Source organism: Mycolicibacillus koreensis, assembly GCF_002104795.1.
GTDB classification, from domain to species: Bacteria; Actinomycetota; Actinomycetes; order Mycobacteriales; family Mycobacteriaceae; genus Mycobacterium; species Mycobacterium koreense.
Window position 1 is genome coordinate 21,360 of the sequence record NZ_NCXO01000011.1, and the last position, 18,041, is coordinate 39,400.

Consider the following 18,041-nt stretch of genomic DNA (forward strand, 5'->3'; position numbering starts at 1 on the left):
GGCTCCTCCGGGTCGGTAGCTCCTCGGAGTCGGTGGCTCCTCGGGGTCAGTAGCTGTAGAAGCCCTGACCGGTCTTTTTGCCCAGCCGGCCGGCCTCCACCATGCGCAGCAGCAGCGGCGGCGCGCTGTAGAGCGGCTCCTTGAACTCGTCGAACATCTTGTCGGCGATGAGCTTCAGGGTGTCCAGGCCCACCAGGTCGGACAGCCGCAGCGGGCCCATCGGGTGCGACAGCCCGGCCACCACGGCCTTGTCGACGTCCTCGATGGTGGCGAACCCGCCCTCGACCATGCGGATCGCGGCGAGCAGGTAGGGCACCAGCAGCGCGTTGACCACGAAGCCGGAGCGGTCCGAGCAGCGCACCACCTGCTTGCCGAGCACGTCGCTGGCGAACTGTTCGGTGCGCGCGGCGGCCTGCTCACTGGTGACCAGGGTGCTGACCAGCTCGACCAGCGGCAGCACCGGGACCGGGTTGAAAAAGTGCAGGCCCAGCACCCGTTGCGGGTTCTCGGTGGCGGCGGCGATCTTCATGATCGGGATCGAGGAGGTGTTCGACGCCAGCACCGCGTCGGGGTCGGTGATCACCCGGTCCAGTTCGGCGAAGATCGAGGCCTTGACGGTGTCGTCCTCGATCACCGCCTCCATCACCAACTGCCGGTCGGCCATGTCGGCCAGGTCGGTGGTGAAGGTGACCTTGTCCAGCGCCTGGTCGCGTTCGCGCTCGGTGATCTTGCCCGAGCTCACCCCCCGCTCCAGCGACTTGGTGATGCGGGTGCGCCCCGCGGTGACCAACGCATCGGTGGTCTCGAAGACCGTGACCGCCACCCCGGCGCGCGCGGAGACCTCGGCGATGCCGGCACCCATCTGCCCGGCGCCCACCACACCTACTCGTTCGATTGCCACGGTTCTCCTTTTAGGTTTCGGGGGCAGCAACAAGCCCTGCCCAACATCGCTGGGCAGGGCCCGTGCTGTCAACTTCTCGCGGTGTTCTCTGCGCTCAGTGGAACTGGCCCTCCTCGGTGGAGCCGGTCAGCGCGGTCGTCGAGGAGTTGGGGTCCACGGTCGTGGCGATCCGGTCGAAGTACCCGGCGCCGACCTCGCGCTGGTGACGGGTGGCGGTGTAGCCACGCTCCTCGGCGGCGAACTCGCGCTCCTGCAGCTCCACGTAGGCGCTCATCTGGTTGCGGGCGTAGCCGTGGGCCAGATCGAACATCGAGTAGTTCAGCGCGTGGAAGCCGGCCAGCGTGATGAACTGGAATTTGAAGCCCATCGCGCCGAGCTCGTTTTGGAACTTGGCGATGGTCGCGTCGTCGAGGTGCTTGCGCCAGTTGAACGACGGCGAGCAGTTGTAGGCCAGCATCTGGTCGGGGTACTCCGCCTTGACCGACTCGGCGAACTTCTTCGCCAGCTCCAGGTCGGGGGTGCCGGTCTCCATCCAGATCAGGTCGGCGTACGGCGCGTAGGCCTTGGCCCGCGCGATGCACGGCTCGATGCCGTTGGTCACGTGGTAGAAGCCCTCGGCGGTGCGCTCGCCGGTGATGAACGGCTGGTCCCGCTCGTCGACGTCGGAGGTGATCAGGGTGGCCGCCTCGGCGTCGGTGCGCGCGATCACCACGGTCGGAACGTCGGCCACGTCCGCGGCGAGCCGCGCCGAGGTCAACGTGCGGATGTGCTGCTGGGTCGGGATGAGCACCTTGCCGCCGAGGTGGCCGCACTTCTTCTCCGAGGCCAGCTGGTCCTCCCAGTGCGAGCCGGCGACACCGGCGGCGATCATCGCCTTCTGCAGTTCGAAGACGTTGAGCGCACCACCGAAACCGGCCTCACCGTCGGCGACGATCGGAGCCAGCCAGTTGTCCACCGAGGTGTCGCCCTCGATCTTGGCGATCTGGTCGGCGCGCAGCAGCGCGTTGTTGATCCGGCGCACCACCTGCGGCACGGAGTTGGCCGGGTACAGGCTCTGGTCGGGGTAGGTGTGCCCGGAGAGGTTCGCGTCCCCGGCGACCTGCCACCCGGACAGGTAGATGGCCTTCAGGCCGGCCCGGACCTGCTGCACGGCCATGTTGCCGGTCAGCGCCCCGAGGGCGTTGACGTAGTCCATGCTGTGCAGCTGCTCCCAGAGGACCTCCGCGCCGCGCCGCGCCAGGGTGCTCTCCTCGACGACGTGACCCTGCAGCGCGACCACGTCGGCGGGGCTGTAGGTGCGGGTGACCCCCTTCCAGCGCGGGTTGTGGTCCCAGTCGTGCTGGATCTGCTCGGGGCTCTTGGGCGTGCCAACAGTCGACATCGGTTGCTCCTTGCTGTCGGTCGATCACGGCGGCGGGTTTGCCCGGGACCCCCAGGCTGCTAACACCGCAATGACGTCATTAGATTGCTAACGCGAGATTGGCACGGAAAAAATCGCAGGTCAAACGATTTTTATGCTAATTTTGTCCACGGGCCGCGACCGTTTTGCTAATTCTGCGAAGAACTAGAACGGGTTCTACCAGTAATTAGCTACTGGCGGGTAGCACCGGTGCGCAGGTCAACCGGGGTTTTGCCGGACTCACCGCGGTGTGAGCGCGGCGACAGCTTTGATCTCGTCGCCGACGGCGTATGTGAGCGTTGTAACAGCGCGCCCGCCCAGTTCGGGACCGAACCGGTCGGTCGAGCCGGCCGGGTGAACGTGGGCGATGATCTCCAATTTGTCGCCGAGGGCGACCGGCGCGTCGTGCTCGATGGTGACCCGCAACGGCGCGGCCAGCAGCTCGGGGTGCCCGGACAGGTAGTCCTCCACCACTCCCCAGTACACCGAGTTGTTGACGTGGTCGAACAGGTCGATGTCGGTGAACCGGATCGGGTACTCACGGATCTCGGTGGCGTCGTCGCGCTGCCCCGCCGTCAGATAGGGCTTCCACCGCAATCGGGTGACGTCGGTGGTGCGCCGCAGCCCGGCCAGGAAGTCCTCCGACATCCGTGCGGGGCCTTGGGTCTCGCGGTTGATGTTGATCCAGAACGCCTCGGATTCCATCAGCCCGCCTTTGCGCCCGTCGATGCGGACCCGCATCTCACACCAGCGATTGGAGGTTCCCGAGCACCAGCGCCGCACCCGCAGCATGTCCTGGAACTCGATCGGGCGGATCAGGTCGATCATGGTGCGCCGCACGATCCACAGCGGATGGGTCTCCTCGTGGCCCATCTCGCGCAGCTGGTCGGAGCCGATGTCCTGGATGTGGCGGGCGGCGGCGTCGAACCGCAACCGCCCGGTGCGGTCGATGTCGGCCACCCGCAGCGGCCACTGCCGGTCGAACACGTCGGGGTGTGGGTCGGGCACCGGCATCATCTGCTTGCCCAACCCGGTCGGCGGCGCCGACTCCGTGCCTGCCATCGCGTGTCCTGTCTGCCGTGTCGTACCCGGGCCGGCACCCCCGTACCCGCCTCCCGCGGTGATCATGCCAAAGCGGCCCGCCCTCACCCAACCGAGCCCGTGAACACGCCCGCGGCATTGCCAATCCTGCAAAGGAGGACTTTGCACGTCGGTAACCTGGTCGTGTGGCCAAAACATTCGTCGGATCGCGGGTTCGCCAACTGCGTAACGAGCGGGGATTCAGCCAGGCGGCGCTGGCCCAGATCTTGGAGATCTCGCCGAGCTATCTCAACCAGATCGAGCATGACGTGCGCCCGTTGACGGTGGCGGTGCTGCTGCGGATCACCGAGGTGTTCGGGGTCGACGCCACGTTCTTCGCCTCCAACGACGACACCCGGCTGGTCGCCGAGTTGCGCGAGGTGCTCCTGGATCGCGACCTGGACGTGCGGGTGGAGATGTCGGAGATCGTCGAGGCGGTCAACACCCACCCGGAGTTGGCCCGCGCGATGGTCAACCTGCACCGGCGCCACCGGATCACCACCACCCAACTGGCCGCGGCGACCGAGGAACGCTACGCCGACGGCAGCGGCACGATCACCATGCCGCACGAGGAGGTCCGCGACTTCTTCTACCAACGACAGAACTACCTGCACGACTTGGACACCGCCGCTGAGGATCTGGCCACCCAGATGCGCCGACACCAAGGTGAGCTCGCGGTGGAGTTGGCCACCCGGCTCACCGACCGGCACGGTGTGCACATCAACCGTCGCATCGACCTCGGGGAGACGGTGCTGCACCGCTACGACGCCCGCAACCGCACCCTGGACATCAGCAACCATCTGTCCTGGGGCCAACGGGTGTTCAAAATGGCCGCCGAACTGGCCTATCTGGAGTTCGATGAGCTGATCTCGGGCATGGTCGACGAGGGCAAGTTCACCTCCAAGGATTCACGCACCCTGGCACGGCTGGGCCTGGCCAACTATTTCGCCGCTGCACTGGTGTTGCCCTACCGGCAATTCCACGACAGCGCCGAGACGTTCCGCTACGACATCGAACGGCTCTCGGCGTTCTACCGGGTCTCCTACGAGACGGTCGCCCACCGGCTCTCCACCTTGCAGCGCCCCTCGATGCGCGGGGTGCCGTTCTCGTTCGTCCGCGTCGACCGCGCCGGAAACATGTCAAAACGACAGTCGGCCACTGGTTTTCACTTCTCCTCCAGCGGTGGAACCTGCCCTTTGTGGAATGTCTACGAGACGTTTTCGCACCCGGGCAAGATCCTGGTACAGATCGCGCAGATGCCTGACGGGCGCAACTACCTGTGGGTGGCGCGTACGGTGGAGCGCCGCGCGGCCCGTTACGGGCAACCCGGCAAGATGTTCGCCATCGGCCTCGGTTGTGAACTGCGCCAAGCACATCGGCTGGTCTACTCCGACGGCTTGAACCTCACCGGCGAGAACGCCACCCCGATCGGGGCGGGCTGCCGGGTCTGCGAGCGCGACAATTGCCCGCAGCGGGCGTTCCCGGCGCTGGGCAGCGACCTCGATCTCGACGAGCATCGCTCCACCGTCTCCCCCTATCTGGTGAAACACCCCGCGGACCGGACCCGGGTGTAGTGTTCAGCGAGATCTCCGGCTCGACGCGAACACTCGACGGATGGCGTTAGATGAGTAATTTCCCGGCCCGCATCCCCGTTGCCCCCGGTCTGCGCGACCTGGGGCTGTTCAATTGGGTGTTTTGCAAACTCACCGCCCGCAAGCAACAGGTGCCGCAGGCTCACTTGTTCACCACCCTCGGCCAGCACCGCCGGCTGATGTGGGCGTGGCTGCCGTTCGCCGGCATGTTGCTCGGAGCGGGAAAGCTGCCCAAAACCGACACCGAGTTGGTGATCCTGCGTGTCGGGCACCTGCGTCACGCCGAATACGAACTGCAGCACCACCGCCGCATCGGGCGCCAGCGCGGCCTCGACGAGGCCACCCAGACGGCGATCTTCGCCGGCGCTGACGCCGACGGGCTCACCGAACGGCAGCGCGCCCTGGTGGCCGGGGTCGACGAGTTGGTGGGCACCCGCACGCTCTCCGACGACGCGTGGAAGCGGCTCTCCGCCCACCTCACCCGCCAGCAGCTGATCGAATTCGTCACGCTCGCCGGACAATACGATGCGCTGGCGGCGACGTTGAGCGCGCTGCGTGTTCCGCTGGATTTCGACGACTGAGCCGTGATCTGGCGACGCATCGCCGAAACGGTGACCGGTCGGCACGGCTACTTGCCGGCGGCGCTGCTGATCAGCATCGGGGTGCTGGTTCTGCTGGCGGCGGGAGGCAACGACGCCGGCGGCCAGGCCCCGCAGCTGGTTCCCGCCGACGCCGACGCCGCCCGGGTCAACGCTGTGAGCACCGAATTCGACGGCGGCGACCGGGCCCCGGTCCTGCTGGTGGTAACCCGCACCGACGACCAGCCCCTCGGCGAGACCGACGTGGCGGCCGTCGCTGCCGCCACCGACCGGATGCGCGCCGCCCTGCCCGACGCCGACGGCCCGGCCCCGCCCCCGATGGTCTCTGCCGACGGGCGCGCGGCGGTCGGGCTGGTGAGGGTCTCCGCCGCGCTGTCGGGATTCGACCTCGACGACACGGTGGCCGCCCTGCGCGACGCCGCCCGCGACGGGCTGCCCGCGCGGCTGACCGCGGCGGTCACCGGCGGCCCCGCCTTCGGCGCCGACATCGCCGACGCGTTCACCGGCGCCAACATCACGCTGCTGGCGGTGACCGCGGCGGTCGTGGCGGTGTTGCTGATCGTCACCTACCGCTCACCGCTGCTGTGGCTGGTGCCGCTGGCGGTGATCGGTGTCGCCGACCGGGTGGCCACCGCCGTCGGGACCGCGGTGGCCTCGGCGACCGGGCTGAGCTTCGACGGCTCCACCGCCGGGATCACCAGTGTGCTGGTGTTCGGTGCCGGAACCAACTACGCGTTGCTGCTGATCTCGCGGTACCGCCACGAGTTGCGGTGCCACCGCGATCATCGGGCGGCGCTGGCGGAGGCGGTGCGCACCGCCGGCCCGGCGATCGTGGCGAGCAACGCCACGGTGGTGCTGGCCTTGGTGACGCTGCTGCTGGCGGTGATCCCGAGCACCCGCAGCCTCGGCGCGCTCGCCGCATGCGCGCTGGTGGTGGCCGCACTCGCGGTGCTGGTGGTGTTGCCACCGCTGTTGGCGCTCTGCGGACGGCGGCTGTTCTGGCCGTTCATTCCGCGTCCGGGCGCCGACGGCGAGCACGACCGCGGCTGGTGGCATCGCGTCGGTGAGACGGTCGCCGCACGTCCGGTGCTGGTCGCCGTCGGGACCACCGCGGTGCTGGTGGCCCTCACCGGCGGGCTGGCGGGACTGCACACCGGGCTGTCGCAGACAGAACAGTTCCGGGTCAGCGCGGAATCGGTGAGCGGGTTCGACACCCTGGCTCGCCATTTTCCTGCCGGCCTGGTCAGCCCCACCGTGGTCATCGCCCCGACCTCCCGGGCGGCGGCGGTGCACGACGCGATCGAGGCCACCGCGGGGGTGGTGTCGGCGCGCGCCACCGGGGCTTCGGCGAGCGGGCTGACCCGCTGGTCGGTGATCACCGACGCGCCACCGGCCTCCGCGGAGGCGTTCGCCACGATCACCGCGCTGCGGGCGGCCACCGCCGCCGCCGATCCGGCCGCGCTGGTCGGCGGCCCCGACGCCGAAGCCCTCGATGTGCGCGACGGGTCGGTGCACGACCGGCGGGTGGTGATACCGGCGATCCTGGCGGTGATCGTGGTGGTGCTGTTCGTGTTGCTGCGAGCGGTGCCGGCCCCGCCGGTGCTGCTGGCGGCCACCGCGCTGTCGGCGCTGGCCGCCCTCGGGGTCGGCGGCTGGGCCGCGGTGCACCTGTTCGGCTTCCCCGCCCTGGACAACTCCACCCCGCTGTACGCGTTTTTGTTCCTGGCCGCCCTCGGGGTGGACTACACGATCTTCCTGGTGGTCCGGGCCCGCGAAGAGACCCGTGGACGCGACACCGCCGCGGGAATGATCCGGGCGGTGTCGGCCACCGGGGCGGTGATCACCAGTGCCGGTGTGGTGCTGGCGGCGGTCTTCGCCGTGCTCGGGGTGCTGCCGCTGATGGTGCTCACCCAGCTGGGGATCATCGTCGGTGTGGGCATCCTGCTGGACACCTTTGTGGTGCGCACCCTGGTGATCCCGGCGTTGTTCACGCTCATCGGCGACCGGATCTGGTGGCCGCAACGACCGTGGGTGCCGGTCGGCGACGACCCGCACCACAGCTCCTACCGAAGGGAGACCTGATGCGCGCGACAACGCTGGTGGCCACCACCGTCGCGGTCGCGGTGACCGCGACGATCGGCGGCGCGGTCACCGCCCCGGCGGTGCAGTCCCGCTGGTACGCCCGACTCCACAAACCTCCCTATCAACCACCGCGGCAGGTCTTTCCGGTGGTGTGGCCGGTGCTCTACGTCGACCTCGCAGCGGTCTCGGCCGCCACGATCGACGAGCTGCACCGCCGTGGCGCCCGCGGCGCCGCCCGCCGCTACCGGTTGGCACTGGCGGTGAACCTGGTGCTCAATGCAGGCTGGTCGTGGCTGTTCTTCGGCCGCCGCCGCCTCCGCGGGGCGGCGGTGACCGCCGCGGCCCTCACGCTCAGCAGCGCCGACCTGACCCGCCGCGCCGCCGTGGTGGACGCGCGCCGCGGTGCGCTGCTCGCCGCCTACCCGAGTTGGTGCGCGTTCGCGACCGCGTTATCCACTCACCTGTGGGTGACGAACCGGGGCCGGGTGCTTTAGTCCCGGACCCGGCCGAGCAGGTGCCGCAGCGCCGGTTCCAGCGTGGTGTGGCGGAACACGTGCCCGTCGCGCATCAGCCGGTCGGGGGCCACCCGCTGGCTGGCCTGCGCCATCTCCCGGGCCCCCTGGGCACCGAGGAGCAGCCGCGGCCCCAGCGCCGGCACCGGAAGCACCGTGGGGCGGCGCAGCACGCGTCCGAGGGTGCGGGTGTAGTCGAGGTTGCGCACCGGGTTCGGGGCGACCGCGTTGACCGGCCCGGCCAGGGCGGTGTCCCACAGGCCGCGGTGGAAGATGTCGACCAGGTCGTCGATGCCGATCCACGACAGCCATTGGCGGCCGTCGCCGAGGCGCCCGCCCAGCCCGGCGCGGAACAGCGGCAGCTGCAGTCCCAGGGTGCCGCCGCGGGGGGATTGCACGATCCCGATGCGCACCGTCACCACCCGCTGCCCGGCGGCGGTGGCCGGTGCGGTCGCCGCCTCCCAGTCGACGGCCAGCTGCGCCAGGAAATCGTCGCCGCGTTCGCTGTCTTCGGTGAGCACCTCATCGCCGCGGTGCGCACCGTAGTAGCCGATGCCCGACGCCGAGAGCAGCGTGACCGGTGTGTCGGCGGCGGCCACCAGGTCAGCCAGCCGACGGGTCGGCACGACGCGCGAGTCCCGCAGCTCGCGGCGGTGCGCCTCGGTGAAGCGCCCGGCCACCGACTCACCGGCCAGGTGGATCACCGCATCGACGCCGTCGAGCAGATCCGGATGCGGATCAGCCGGATTCCACTGCCGCTCACCGGGATTGGCGGCCGCCCGGCGCACCAGCCGGATGACCCGGTGCCCCCCGGTGGACAGAAACGCGGTCAACGCCGAGCCGACCAGACCGGAGGCTCCGGTCACCGCGATCGTGCGCGGCGACAGCCCCGCCGCGGCGGCCCGGCCGTGGGCGGCCAGGTCGGCGGCGAGTTGGCGATGCCGGTAGGCGAACATCGGCCGCAGCGCGAACGCGGGGACCGGGGCGTCGATGCGGTCGGTGAGCCGGGTGCGGTCGGGTCCGACCTCGGCGAAGTCGTGGGTGTGCTGCCAGCGCACCAGCGCCCAGGCCGGCAGCGAGGCCAGCCCGTCGCGCCCGATCCGGTCGACGAACCGCGCCGGCGGGTCGTAGCCGTCGGGCTGGTGGTCGGCCACCCAGCGCAGCCCGCCGGGCAGCCGCAACTGCGCGCGGCCGTCGGCCAGCGAACCGGCCTCGGCGATCACCCGCATCGACTGCCACGGCGGGGAGAGCCGGTGGATCGCCCCCGGCCGGGCGTGCCAGGCGAACACCTCGTCGCGCGGGGCCTCCAACACAGTCGAATAGCTCAGTCCCATAGTGGCTACCATAGGCTGCCGCCGGCGCGGTTACGCTTTGCCCATGCGCATGCCCATGCCCATGCTCGGTGCGGTGATCATCGCGGTGGCGGCTTTCGCCGCCGCGCCGAGCGCGCACGCCGGGCCCTACGGTGACTTCTTCACCAGCCCGTCGCGAAACATCGACTGCGTCATCAGCGCGGCCTCCACAGCCACCCCGGCGCGCCCGGCGGCGGTGCGCTGCGATCTGCGGGAACGCACCTTCACCCCGCCGCCGCGCCCCCCGGACTGCGGCATGGGGCCGTGGGCGAAGAGTGTGCGCCTGGCGCGCGGGGCCCCGCCGCGGTTCACCTGCATCTCCGACTCGACGGTCAGCGACGAGGCGGTGGTCCTCGACTACGGCCGGCACCTCGCCGCCCAGGGCTTCGACTGCCTCAGCGGACGCGACGGCATCCGCTGCACCGACACCACCACCGGCCGCGGCTTCCGGCTCGCCGCCGACTCCTACGAGTTCTTCTGATCGGGAGCCTCGGCGGGGCCGCTCGGCGTGGCCCAGCTCCGGGGCACCATCGGGCCGGTCTCCTCGCCGGCCCGGGTGGCCAGCCCGCCGGCGACGGCCGCTGCGCCGACGGTGCCGGCGAAACCGATCGGTCCGGCGCCCCGCGTCGAGGCAGCGGGCCCGGCGCCCTCGCGGTATTCGTAGCGGTAGCCGCGGGCGAGTATCCGCGGCCGGCTGTGGCGCGCCGCGGTCGTCGGCGTCGCGGACTCGGTGTCCCCGGGCGCGGCGGCCCCGGCCGTCCGCTGCGCCGATCGCACCGCACGGCGCCGCAGGACGACGGCATCCGACGGCGGCGGCGCGGCCCCGACGACGTAGCCGGCGACACCGGGGGGCCCGGCCGCCGGGGGCGCCCCCGGCGTCGCAACCGGTGCGGCCACCGGCGCCGCCGCACCCGGCGCCGGAGCCGGGGCGACGCCGCTGGGTGCGGGGGCGACCGACGACGGCGCTCCGCTCGTCGTCGCGGGGAGGTCGGCCGGGGCCGGGGCGAGCTGCCCGGCCGGCACCGCCGGAGGGCCGCCGACGTGGGCGAGTCCGGCCAGCCCGGCCAGCCCGGCGGTGCCGGCGAAGCCGGGCAGGATGCCCGCCGGCGGGATCAGCGCGAACATCGTCTCGGTCAATTCGGTGATCTGCGGGGCGAACGTGAGCGCCACCTCGCCCGCCCAGTGCGGCACCTCGGTGATCAGCACCGGGTCGCTGAGCAGGTTCTCCAGCGCCCCGACCGGGTTCAGGCCGGCCCCCGACAGGTCCTTGCCGATGGCGGTGGTGATGTCACCGATGCGGGTCTGCCACCAGCTGAGCTTGGTCGGGCCGCCGTCGTCGTCCTGGCTTTTGCCCGGCGTTGCGGCTTTGAGGATCTGCGGGGCCGCCGCGGCGTGCGGGGCGGCGGCGACCGCTGCGGTCGACGCGGCCTGGTAGGTGGTCATGGTGGTGGCCGCCTGGATCCACATCCGGGTGTAGTCGGCTTCGTTGATCGCGATCGGGATCAGGTTGATGCCGAAGAAGTTCGTCGCCTCCAGTACGGCGTGGGTGGCGTGATTGAGGGCGAGTTCGGCCAGGGTGGGCATCGCCGCGAGCGCTGCGGTGTAGGCCGCGGCCGACGCCTCCTGGGCCGAAGCGGTCCGGGCGGCCGCCTCTCCCATCTCGGTGAGCCACACCAGATAGGGAACATGCGCCGCCACATAGGATTCCGCGCTCGGACCCTGCCATGCGCCGGTCTGCACCCCGGTCACGACCGTGCTGAGGGCCGCCGCGGTCTCGGCGTACTGGACGCTCAGCGCTCGCCAGGCGGCTGCGGCGGCCAACAGCGGGCCGGGTCCGGGACCGCTGCTCAACGCCGCCGAATGCACCTCCGGCGGAGCGGCGATCCACAGCGGGGTCCACAGCGGGGCGGTCACCGATCGCTGCCTCCCGTCTGGCGTCGCACCGGGCTCGCGCGACCCGTTCGGCAGCGACACTAACGGTCGAAAATCCGTATTTAAGAGTAATTACCTGAATTTTTTCTGCATATGCGGATGCTATTGGGCTTCGGGGACGAGGAAGCCGGCAGCGAGCAGGCTGCGCACCAGGTGGGTTTGGGCCCCGCGGCTCAGCCCCGGCACGTCCCGCACCCGAAACGGCTCGGTGCGCGCGGCCAGGAACCGCAGCGCCGGCTCGTGCTCGGCGCCGCGGCGCAGCAGCACCTGCGCGAACTGCAGCCCGACACCGTCGGGCAGCGGGATCACCCGGGCATACAGCGGCTGATACCGACGCAGCACCGTCTCGGCGTCGACGTCGCCGGTGACCGCCGCGGGCTGAACCGGTGGGCAGCGCCCCCGGCGCGACACGATGTTCGCCAAGGCGGCCAGCCCGGCGTCGATCGCCGCGGGCTCGCCGACCGCCTCGACCGTCGGGGCGAGCCGGCGCCCCAGCTCGGCGCGCACCGCCGGATCATCGAGGTAGCGTGCCGGGAGTCGCTCGTGGAGACGCTCGTCGGTGAGGCTCAACGCGTGCACCACATGGGTGAGCAACGTGAGCAGGGTCGGCGCATGCAGCCCGACCGTCAGGTGCAGTGACGCTTCCGGCCCGGTCGCCGCGGCGTGCGGCGCCCCCCGCGGCAGATACAGCACGTCCCCGGGGGCCAACCGCAGCACGGTCGGCGCCGGCAGCCCGGTGACATCCAGCTGCTCGTGGCGTGCCATGAACGCGGCGGGCACCGGCGCGTCGCCGTAGAGGTGCCAGTGTTTGGTGCCGCCGATCTGCAGGACCATCACGTCGTGGGGGTCGTAGTGCGGGACGAAACCGGTCGCCGACGGTGGTGTGAGGTAGGCGTTGACCTGGGCGGGGAAGTTCAGTTCGACCTCCAGGGAGTGCGCGAGGTCGGCGACGGAGCGCAGATAGCGTTCCAGCTTGTTGATGACGATCGTGTAGCCGGCGGCGAAGTCCTGCTGCACCCGCGCCACATCCAAGGTGCCGTCTGCGGCGCGGTAGTGGTCGGCCTCGCGCTGCTCCTCGCCGCGAACCAGCCGCAGCGTGGACGGGTCCGGCCGCACGCACTCCAGGAGCTCGGCGGTCGACGGCGGCACCAGGCCCGCGAAATAGTCGGGGTCGTCGCGGTGGACGTGGTGGCGCGCCACGGTCCAGACGTCGTCGAGAAACGTCTGCACCGGCAGCGGCGTGAGCAGCCACGCCAGCGTCGACTCCGCCGTGGCCCCTCCCCCTTCGTCCTCGGCCGACCCGGCCGTCGCCGCAACCACCGGGTCACATGTTGATCATGTGCCCGATCAGCCCGTGGAAGCACTCCTGCAACGCCTCGGACATGGTCGGGTGGGTGTGCACGTTGCGGGCCAACTCGGCGGCGGTCAGGTCCCACTTCTGCGCCAGGGTCAGCTCGGGCAGCAGCTCGGAGACGTCGTGGCCGACCATGTGCCCGCCGAGCAGCTCGCCGTAGGTCGCGTCGGCGATCAGCTTGACGAAACCGCTGGGGTCGCCGGCCCCGTGCGCCTTGGCGTTGGCGGTGAACGGGAACTTGGCGACCTTGACGTCGTAGCCCTCGTCGCGGGCCTGCTGCTCGGTGAGCCCGAAGCTGGCGACCTGCGGCTGGCAGAACGTGGCCCGCGGCATCATCCGGTAGTCACCGAGGGGCATCGTCTCTGCCCCGCCGATGGTCTCGGCGGCCACCACGCCCTGCGCCTCGGCCACGTGCGCCAACTGCAGCAGCCCGGTCACGTCGCCGATCGCGTAGATGTGGTCGACGCTGGTGCGTAGGTACTCGTTGACGCCGATCGCGTTGCGGTCGGTCAGCGCCACCCCGGCGTCGTCCAGGCCGTAGCCCTCGACGTTGGGGGCGAACCCGATCGCCTGCAGCACCTTGTCGGCGGTGAGGGTCTCGGCGTTGCCGTCCTTGCTGACGGTGACGCCGACCTGATCGCCGCGGTCGTCGATGCTCTCCACCTTGGTGCCGGTGCGGATCGTCACGCCCAGCTTCTTGAACTGTTTCTCGATCTCCTTGGAGACGTCGGGGTCCTCGTTGGGCAGCACCCGCGGCAGGAACTCCACGATCGTCACGTCGACGCCGTAGTTGGCCAGCACGTAGCCGAACTCCATGCCGATCGCCCCGGCGCCGGCGATGACGATCGAGTCGGGCAGCTCGCGGGTCAGGATCAGCTTCTCGTAGGTGACCACGTTCTCCGAGAGGCTGGTGCCCGGCACCAGCCGGGTGCTGGACCCGGTGGCGATGATGGCGTTGTCGAAGGTGACCTCTTCGGTGCCGCCCTCGTTGAGCTCCACCGCGATGGTGCGCGCGTCGGTGAACCGGCCGTAGCCGTGGATCTCGGTGATCTTGTTCTTCTTCATCAGGTAATGCACACCGGCGACGCGCCCGTCGGCGATCTTGCGGCTGCGGTCGAAGGCGACGCCGTAGTCGAACGTGGCCTGCCCACTGATGCCGAACATCTCGGCGTCCTTGGTGAAGATGTGGGCCAATTCGGCGTTGCGCAGCAGCGCCTTCGAGGGGATGCACCCGACGTTCAGGCAGACCCCGCCCCAATATTTGGGTTCGACGATCGCGGTGGTCAACCCGAGTTGGGCGGCGCGGATCGCGGCGACATACCCGCCGGGGCCGGCTCCGAGGACGACGACGTCATAGTGGCTAGTCACCCGTTCACCATAAACCTCGCCGGTTTGCCGTCAGCGGCGCGACCGGCGACACACGCGGCCCCCCGTGTTTAACGGCGTCGCTCCCCGGGGTACCGGACCATAACACCGCTTATCGATGCGGTGACCGGACCGACGTTCCCGCGAGAGGCATCCAGCACATGAGCACAGATCCGCCGACACGCCGGTCGCCCCCGGCGGGCGGGGCGTGCCGCACCTCAATCCCCGGGGCAGAAATCGACAACAGCCGATGTCGCGAAACGCGCTCGCCGTCACCGGCCGTCGCGACCATTTCACCCAAAACATACGTTATGTTACGAGGTGTGCGGAGGTTCTCCGCCAGGCGCCGCAGCAACGACTTCACCGACGCAGGACGACACGCGACAGGACGACGACGAAAGACGCCAAGGATCATGTACACCCCGCCCACCTCATCTTCCGAGGCCCCGCGCCTGCGTCCCCGTTTCGATGACGTGCAGGCCCACTACGACCTCTCCGATGACTTCTTCGCCCTCTTCCAGGACCCGAGCCGCACCTACAGCTGCGCCTATTTCGAGCCACCGGAGCTGACCCTGGAGCAGGCCCAGGTCGCCAAGGTCGACCTCAACCTCGACAAGCTGGATCTGCAACCCGGGATGACCCTGCTCGACATCGGCTGCGGCTGGGGCGCGACGATGCGTCGCGCGATCGAGAAGTACGACGTCAACGTCATCGGGTTGACCCTGTCGAAGAACCAGCGGGCCTACTCGCAGCGACTGCTCAACAGCGTCGGCGGCAACCGCGACCGCCTGGTGCTGTTGCAGGGGTGGGAGCAGTTCCGCACCCCCGTCGACCGGATCGTGTCGATCGAGGCATTCGAGCACTTCGGCCATGAACGCTACGACGATTTCTTTGCGCGCTGCTTCGACATCCTGCCCGACGACGGCCGGATGACCATTCAAAGCAGCGCCAGCTACCACCCGTACGAGTTGAACGCCCGCGGCAAGAAGCTGACCTTCGAGACCGCCCGGTTCATCAAGTTCATCGTCACCGAGATCTTCCCGAAGGGGCGTCTGCCGAGCACGCAGATGATGATCGACCACGGTGAGAAGGCCGGGTTCGCCGTGGAGGAGGCGCTGTCGCTGCGCCCGCACTACATCAAGACGCTGCACCTGTGGTCCGAGGCGCTCAAAGCCAACCGGGACCGTGCCATCGAGGTGACCTCCGAGGAGGTCTACCAGCGTTACATGCGGTATCTGACCGGCTGCGAGTACTACTTCCGCGACGAGGTTCTCGACGTCAGCCTGGTCAGCTACCACAAGTCGGCGGCGACGAGCGCCACCGACTGAGCCGCCGGGGGGTTCGCTTTAGTACGGGATGATGCCGGCCAGGCAGCGCCCGCCCATCGGGACGGTGACCTCGCAGTAGTAGTGGCCGTAGAGCGGCGCGGCGGCGGCCACCGAGGCGAACACCGCGGTCATCACCCCGACCGATAACGCCGCGACCAGCGGTTTGTTGCTGGCCATCGCCAGGATCAGGCCCATCACGATGGTGACCACCGTGTAGATCAGCACCACGAACACCGCCGGGGTCTTGACCCCCAGCGCCACCCACCAGTAGTACAGGCCCACCCCGAGCGCGCCGGCGGGGATCCACACCGCGGCGAGCACCAGCACCAGCTTCCACCACTTCACGGCGGTGTACTGGCCGGGGACGACCACCGACCGCGGCGCCGACTGCTCGGCGGCCTCGTCGGTGATGTCGGCGTAGGCGTAGCCGGCCGGGGCGACGTCGCCGGAATCGAGATCGAGGCGCGAGTCGAGGTCCGGGTCGACGACCTGCAGCGGTTCCGGGAACGGCCCGGAGTCGAACAGCGGTGCCGACGTCGGCTCGGTCAGCGGCAGCGCCGCGGTGTCCACCCGCTGCTCGGCCGCCGACTCTGGCGCGTCGGACGTCTCGGTCGGGACGTCACCGTCGGGGGTGTCGGACGTGTCGGGGACGTCGGCTTCGTCGCGGGAATCAGCCACTGGAGACCACCTCGATCGCGGCCAGCGTCGCGAACCAACCGGGCGCGATGGCCACCACGAACGCCCCGGCCGCGGTCAGCCAGCGCCGGCCCGCGAACAGCATCGTCGCCAACCCCAGCACGGTGGGCACCCCGAGTACCACCGCGATCACCACGTCGGGGCGTACCCGGGCGTCGATGAGCAGGCTGGCCCCGATCGCGGCGACGATCCCGACCGCGACGCCGACCAGCATGGCGCTGGCCAGCACCCAGGGGCGCGGCAGAGGAATCACGCCGACAACTTTACTGCCGATGGCCCCCACCGCGGGGGGACCGACTCGCCGGGCCACCGCCGGCAACGGTCCTCAGAACAGGCCCAACGCCTGGTCATTGTAGGAAACCAGCAGGTTTTTCGTCTGCTGATAGTGCTCGAGGGCCATCTTGTGGTTCTCCCGGCCGATCCCGGACTGCTTGTAGCCGCCGAACGCCGCGTGGGCGGGGTAGACGTGATAGCAGTTGGTCCACACCCGGCCGGCCTTGATGTCGCGGCCCGCCCGGTAGGCGGTGTTGATGTCGCGGCTCCACACCCCGGCACCGAGTCCGTAGAGGGTGTCGTTGGCGATCGCGATGGCCTCGTCGTAGTCGGTGAACGAGGTGACGGTGACGACGGGGCCGAAGATCTCCTCCTGGAAGACCCGCATCCTGTTGTTCCCGCCGAAGATGGTGGGTTGCACGTAGTAGCCCCCGGCGAGGTCCCCGCCCAGATCGGCGCGTTCACCGCCGGAGATCACCGTCGCGCCCTCCTCACGCCCGATCGCGATGTAGGACAGCACCTTCTCCAACTGTTGTTTGGAGGCCTGGCTGCCGACCATGGTGGTGGTGTCCAGCGGATCGCCCTGACGGATCGCCTTGGTGCGGATGGCGGCCAACTCCACGAACTCGTCGTAGATGTCGGCCTGGACCAGCGACCGCGACGGGCAGGTGCACACCTCCCCCTGGTTCAGCGCGAAGCCGACGAATCCCTCCAGGGCCTTGTCCTGGTAGGCGTCGGGCGCGTCGAGCACGTCGGAGAAGAAGATGTTGGGGCTCTTGCCGCCGAGTTCCAGGGTGACCGGGATGAGGTTGGCGCTGGCGTACTGCATGATCAGCCGGCCGGTGGAGGTCTCGCCGGTGAACGCGATCTTGGCGATCCGGTTGCTCGACGCCAGCGGCTTACCGGCCTCCTCGCCGAACCCGTTGACCACGTTGACCACCCCGGGCGGGAGCAGATCGCCGATGAGGCCCATCAGGTACAGGATCGACGCCGGGGTCTGCTCGGCGGGTTTGAGCACCACCGTGTTCCCGGCGGCCAGTGCCGGCGCCAGCTTCCACACCGCCATCAGCAGCGGGAAGTTCCACGGGATGATCTGGCCGACCACCCCGAGCGGTTCGTGGAAGTGGTAGGCGATCGTGTCCTCGTCGATCTGGGACAAGCTGCCCTCCTGGGCGCGGATCACCCCGGCGAAATAGCGGAAATGGTCGGCGGCCAACGGCAGGTCGGCGGCCAGACACTCCCGGATCGGTTTGCCGTTGTCCCAGGACTCGGCGACCGCCAGCGCGTCGAGGTTCGCCTCGATACGGTCGGCGATCGCCAGCAGCACCCCGGCGCGCTCGGCCGGGGCGGTCTTGCCCCAGGCGGGGGCGGCGGCGTGCGCGGCGTCGAGGGCTTTGTCGATGTCGGCGCCGTCGGAGCGGGGCACCTCGCAGAACACCTGGCCGGTCACCGGGGAGATGTTCTCGAAGTACCGGCCGGCCACCGGCGGCTCCCACTGCCCGCCGATGAAGTTGCCGTACCGCGACTCGAAGCTCATCAACGCATCCGGGGTTCCGGGCCGTGCATAGACCGTCAT

General features: G+C 69.8%; 16 protein-coding genes. 6 read left to right on the plus strand and 10 right to left on the minus strand.

The genetic code is table 11. From position 1 onward, the window contains the following. Nucleotides 1-46: 46 nt before the first annotated feature. The 3 genes from B8W67_RS07115 to B8W67_RS07125 all read right to left on the minus strand — a co-directional run bounded on the left by B8W67_RS07115 (nucleotide 47) and on the right by B8W67_RS07125 (nucleotide 3,362). On the minus strand, nucleotides 47-901 hold the full coding sequence (locus B8W67_RS07115) for a 3-hydroxybutyryl-CoA dehydrogenase (protein ID WP_085303168.1): 855 nt from the start codon (nucleotides 899-901) through the stop codon (nucleotides 47-49). A 94-nt stretch (nucleotides 902-995) separates the two neighbouring features. Continuing rightward, nucleotides 996-2,282: an isocitrate lyase gene (gene aceA, locus B8W67_RS07120; RefSeq protein WP_085303170.1), complete on the minus strand. Its 1,287-nt coding sequence runs from the start codon at nucleotides 2,280-2,282 to the stop codon at nucleotides 996-998. A gap of 258 nt (nucleotides 2,283-2,540) precedes the next feature. Then, a complete protein-coding gene (locus tag B8W67_RS07125; protein ID WP_085303171.1) occupies nucleotides 2,541-3,362 on the minus strand; it encodes an acyl-[acyl-carrier-protein] thioesterase in 822 nt (273 codons plus the stop codon). 164 nt (nucleotides 3,363-3,526) lie between these two features. Between B8W67_RS07125 and ramB the strand changes: the two genes are divergently transcribed. From ramB to B8W67_RS07145, 4 genes are read left to right on the plus strand one after another with little or no spacing between them, the layout of a single operon-like run. Further along, a complete protein-coding gene (gene ramB, locus B8W67_RS07130) occupies nucleotides 3,527-4,954 on the plus strand; it encodes an acetate metabolism transcriptional regulator RamB (protein ID WP_085303173.1) in 1,428 nt (475 codons plus the stop codon). A 50-nt stretch (nucleotides 4,955-5,004) separates the two neighbouring features. After that, nucleotides 5,005-5,553: a carboxymuconolactone decarboxylase family protein gene (locus tag B8W67_RS07135; RefSeq protein ID WP_085303175.1), complete on the plus strand. Its 549-nt coding sequence runs from the start codon at nucleotides 5,005-5,007 to the stop codon at nucleotides 5,551-5,553. 3 nt (nucleotides 5,554-5,556) lie between these two features. Continuing rightward, nucleotides 5,557-7,653: an MMPL family transporter gene (locus B8W67_RS07140; protein WP_085303177.1), complete on the plus strand. Its 2,097-nt coding sequence runs from the start codon at nucleotides 5,557-5,559 to the stop codon at nucleotides 7,651-7,653. Further along, nucleotides 7,653-8,147 carry a TspO/MBR family protein gene (locus B8W67_RS07145; protein WP_085303179.1) on the plus strand — a complete coding sequence of 165 codons (495 nt, stop codon included), beginning with the start codon at nucleotides 7,653-7,655 and terminating at the stop codon, nucleotides 8,145-8,147. Before B8W67_RS07140 ends, B8W67_RS07145 begins: the two co-directional genes overlap by 1 nt. Here B8W67_RS07145 and B8W67_RS07150 read toward each other — a convergent pair. After that, nucleotides 8,144-9,499, minus strand: coding sequence for a TIGR01777 family oxidoreductase (locus B8W67_RS07150; protein ID WP_085303180.1), 1,356 nt, complete (start codon nucleotides 9,497-9,499; stop codon nucleotides 8,144-8,146). The two genes, B8W67_RS07145 and B8W67_RS07150, sit on opposite strands and share 4 nt — an antisense overlap. Nucleotides 9,500-9,542: 43 nt before the next feature. On the opposite strand from B8W67_RS07150, the gene B8W67_RS07155 reads away from it, so the two are divergent. Continuing rightward, the gene (locus B8W67_RS07155; RefSeq protein WP_085303182.1) at nucleotides 9,543-9,998 is read left to right on the plus strand and encodes a DUF6636 domain-containing protein; all 456 of its coding nucleotides are present in this window, start codon (nucleotides 9,543-9,545) and stop codon (nucleotides 9,996-9,998) included. Here the strand turns inward: B8W67_RS07155 and B8W67_RS07160 are convergent. From B8W67_RS07160 to lpdA, 3 genes are all read right to left on the minus strand, one after another. Further along, a complete protein-coding gene (locus B8W67_RS07160) occupies nucleotides 9,983-11,431 on the minus strand; it encodes a PPE family protein (RefSeq protein WP_234806688.1) in 1,449 nt (482 codons plus the stop codon). The genes B8W67_RS07155 and B8W67_RS07160 overlap by 16 nt on opposite strands. A 120-nt stretch (nucleotides 11,432-11,551) precedes the next feature. Next, nucleotides 11,552-12,769, minus strand: coding sequence for a cupin domain-containing protein (locus tag B8W67_RS07165; RefSeq protein ID WP_085303184.1), 1,218 nt, complete (start codon nucleotides 12,767-12,769; stop codon nucleotides 11,552-11,554). A gap of 4 nt (nucleotides 12,770-12,773) precedes the next feature. Then, nucleotides 12,774-14,171, minus strand: a complete 1,398-nt coding sequence (lpdA, locus tag B8W67_RS07170) for a dihydrolipoyl dehydrogenase (RefSeq protein ID WP_085303186.1) — start codon at nucleotides 14,169-14,171, stop codon at nucleotides 12,774-12,776. A 410-nt stretch (nucleotides 14,172-14,581) separates the two neighbouring features. On the opposite strand from lpdA, the gene B8W67_RS07175 reads away from it, so the two are divergent. Continuing rightward, a complete protein-coding gene (locus tag B8W67_RS07175) occupies nucleotides 14,582-15,496 on the plus strand; it encodes a cyclopropane mycolic acid synthase family methyltransferase (RefSeq protein WP_085303188.1) in 915 nt (304 codons plus the stop codon). Nucleotides 15,497-15,514: 18 nt separating this feature from the next. Here the strand turns inward: B8W67_RS07175 and B8W67_RS07180 are convergent, their stop codons facing one another. The 3 genes from B8W67_RS07180 to exaC form a co-directional block, all read right to left on the minus strand. Then, on the minus strand, nucleotides 15,515-16,174 hold the full coding sequence (locus B8W67_RS07180; protein WP_234806689.1) for a hypothetical protein: 660 nt from the start codon (nucleotides 16,172-16,174) through the stop codon (nucleotides 15,515-15,517). After that, entirely contained in the window at nucleotides 16,167-16,445 is a 279-nt protein-coding gene (locus B8W67_RS07185) for a putative holin (protein WP_085303265.1), read from the minus strand. Before B8W67_RS07185 ends, B8W67_RS07180 begins: the two co-directional genes overlap by 8 nt. A 72-nt stretch (nucleotides 16,446-16,517) precedes the next feature. Then, complete coding sequence (gene exaC, locus B8W67_RS07190) at nucleotides 16,518-18,041, minus strand: acetaldehyde dehydrogenase ExaC (protein WP_085303190.1); 1,524 nt, start codon at nucleotides 18,039-18,041, stop codon at nucleotides 16,518-16,520.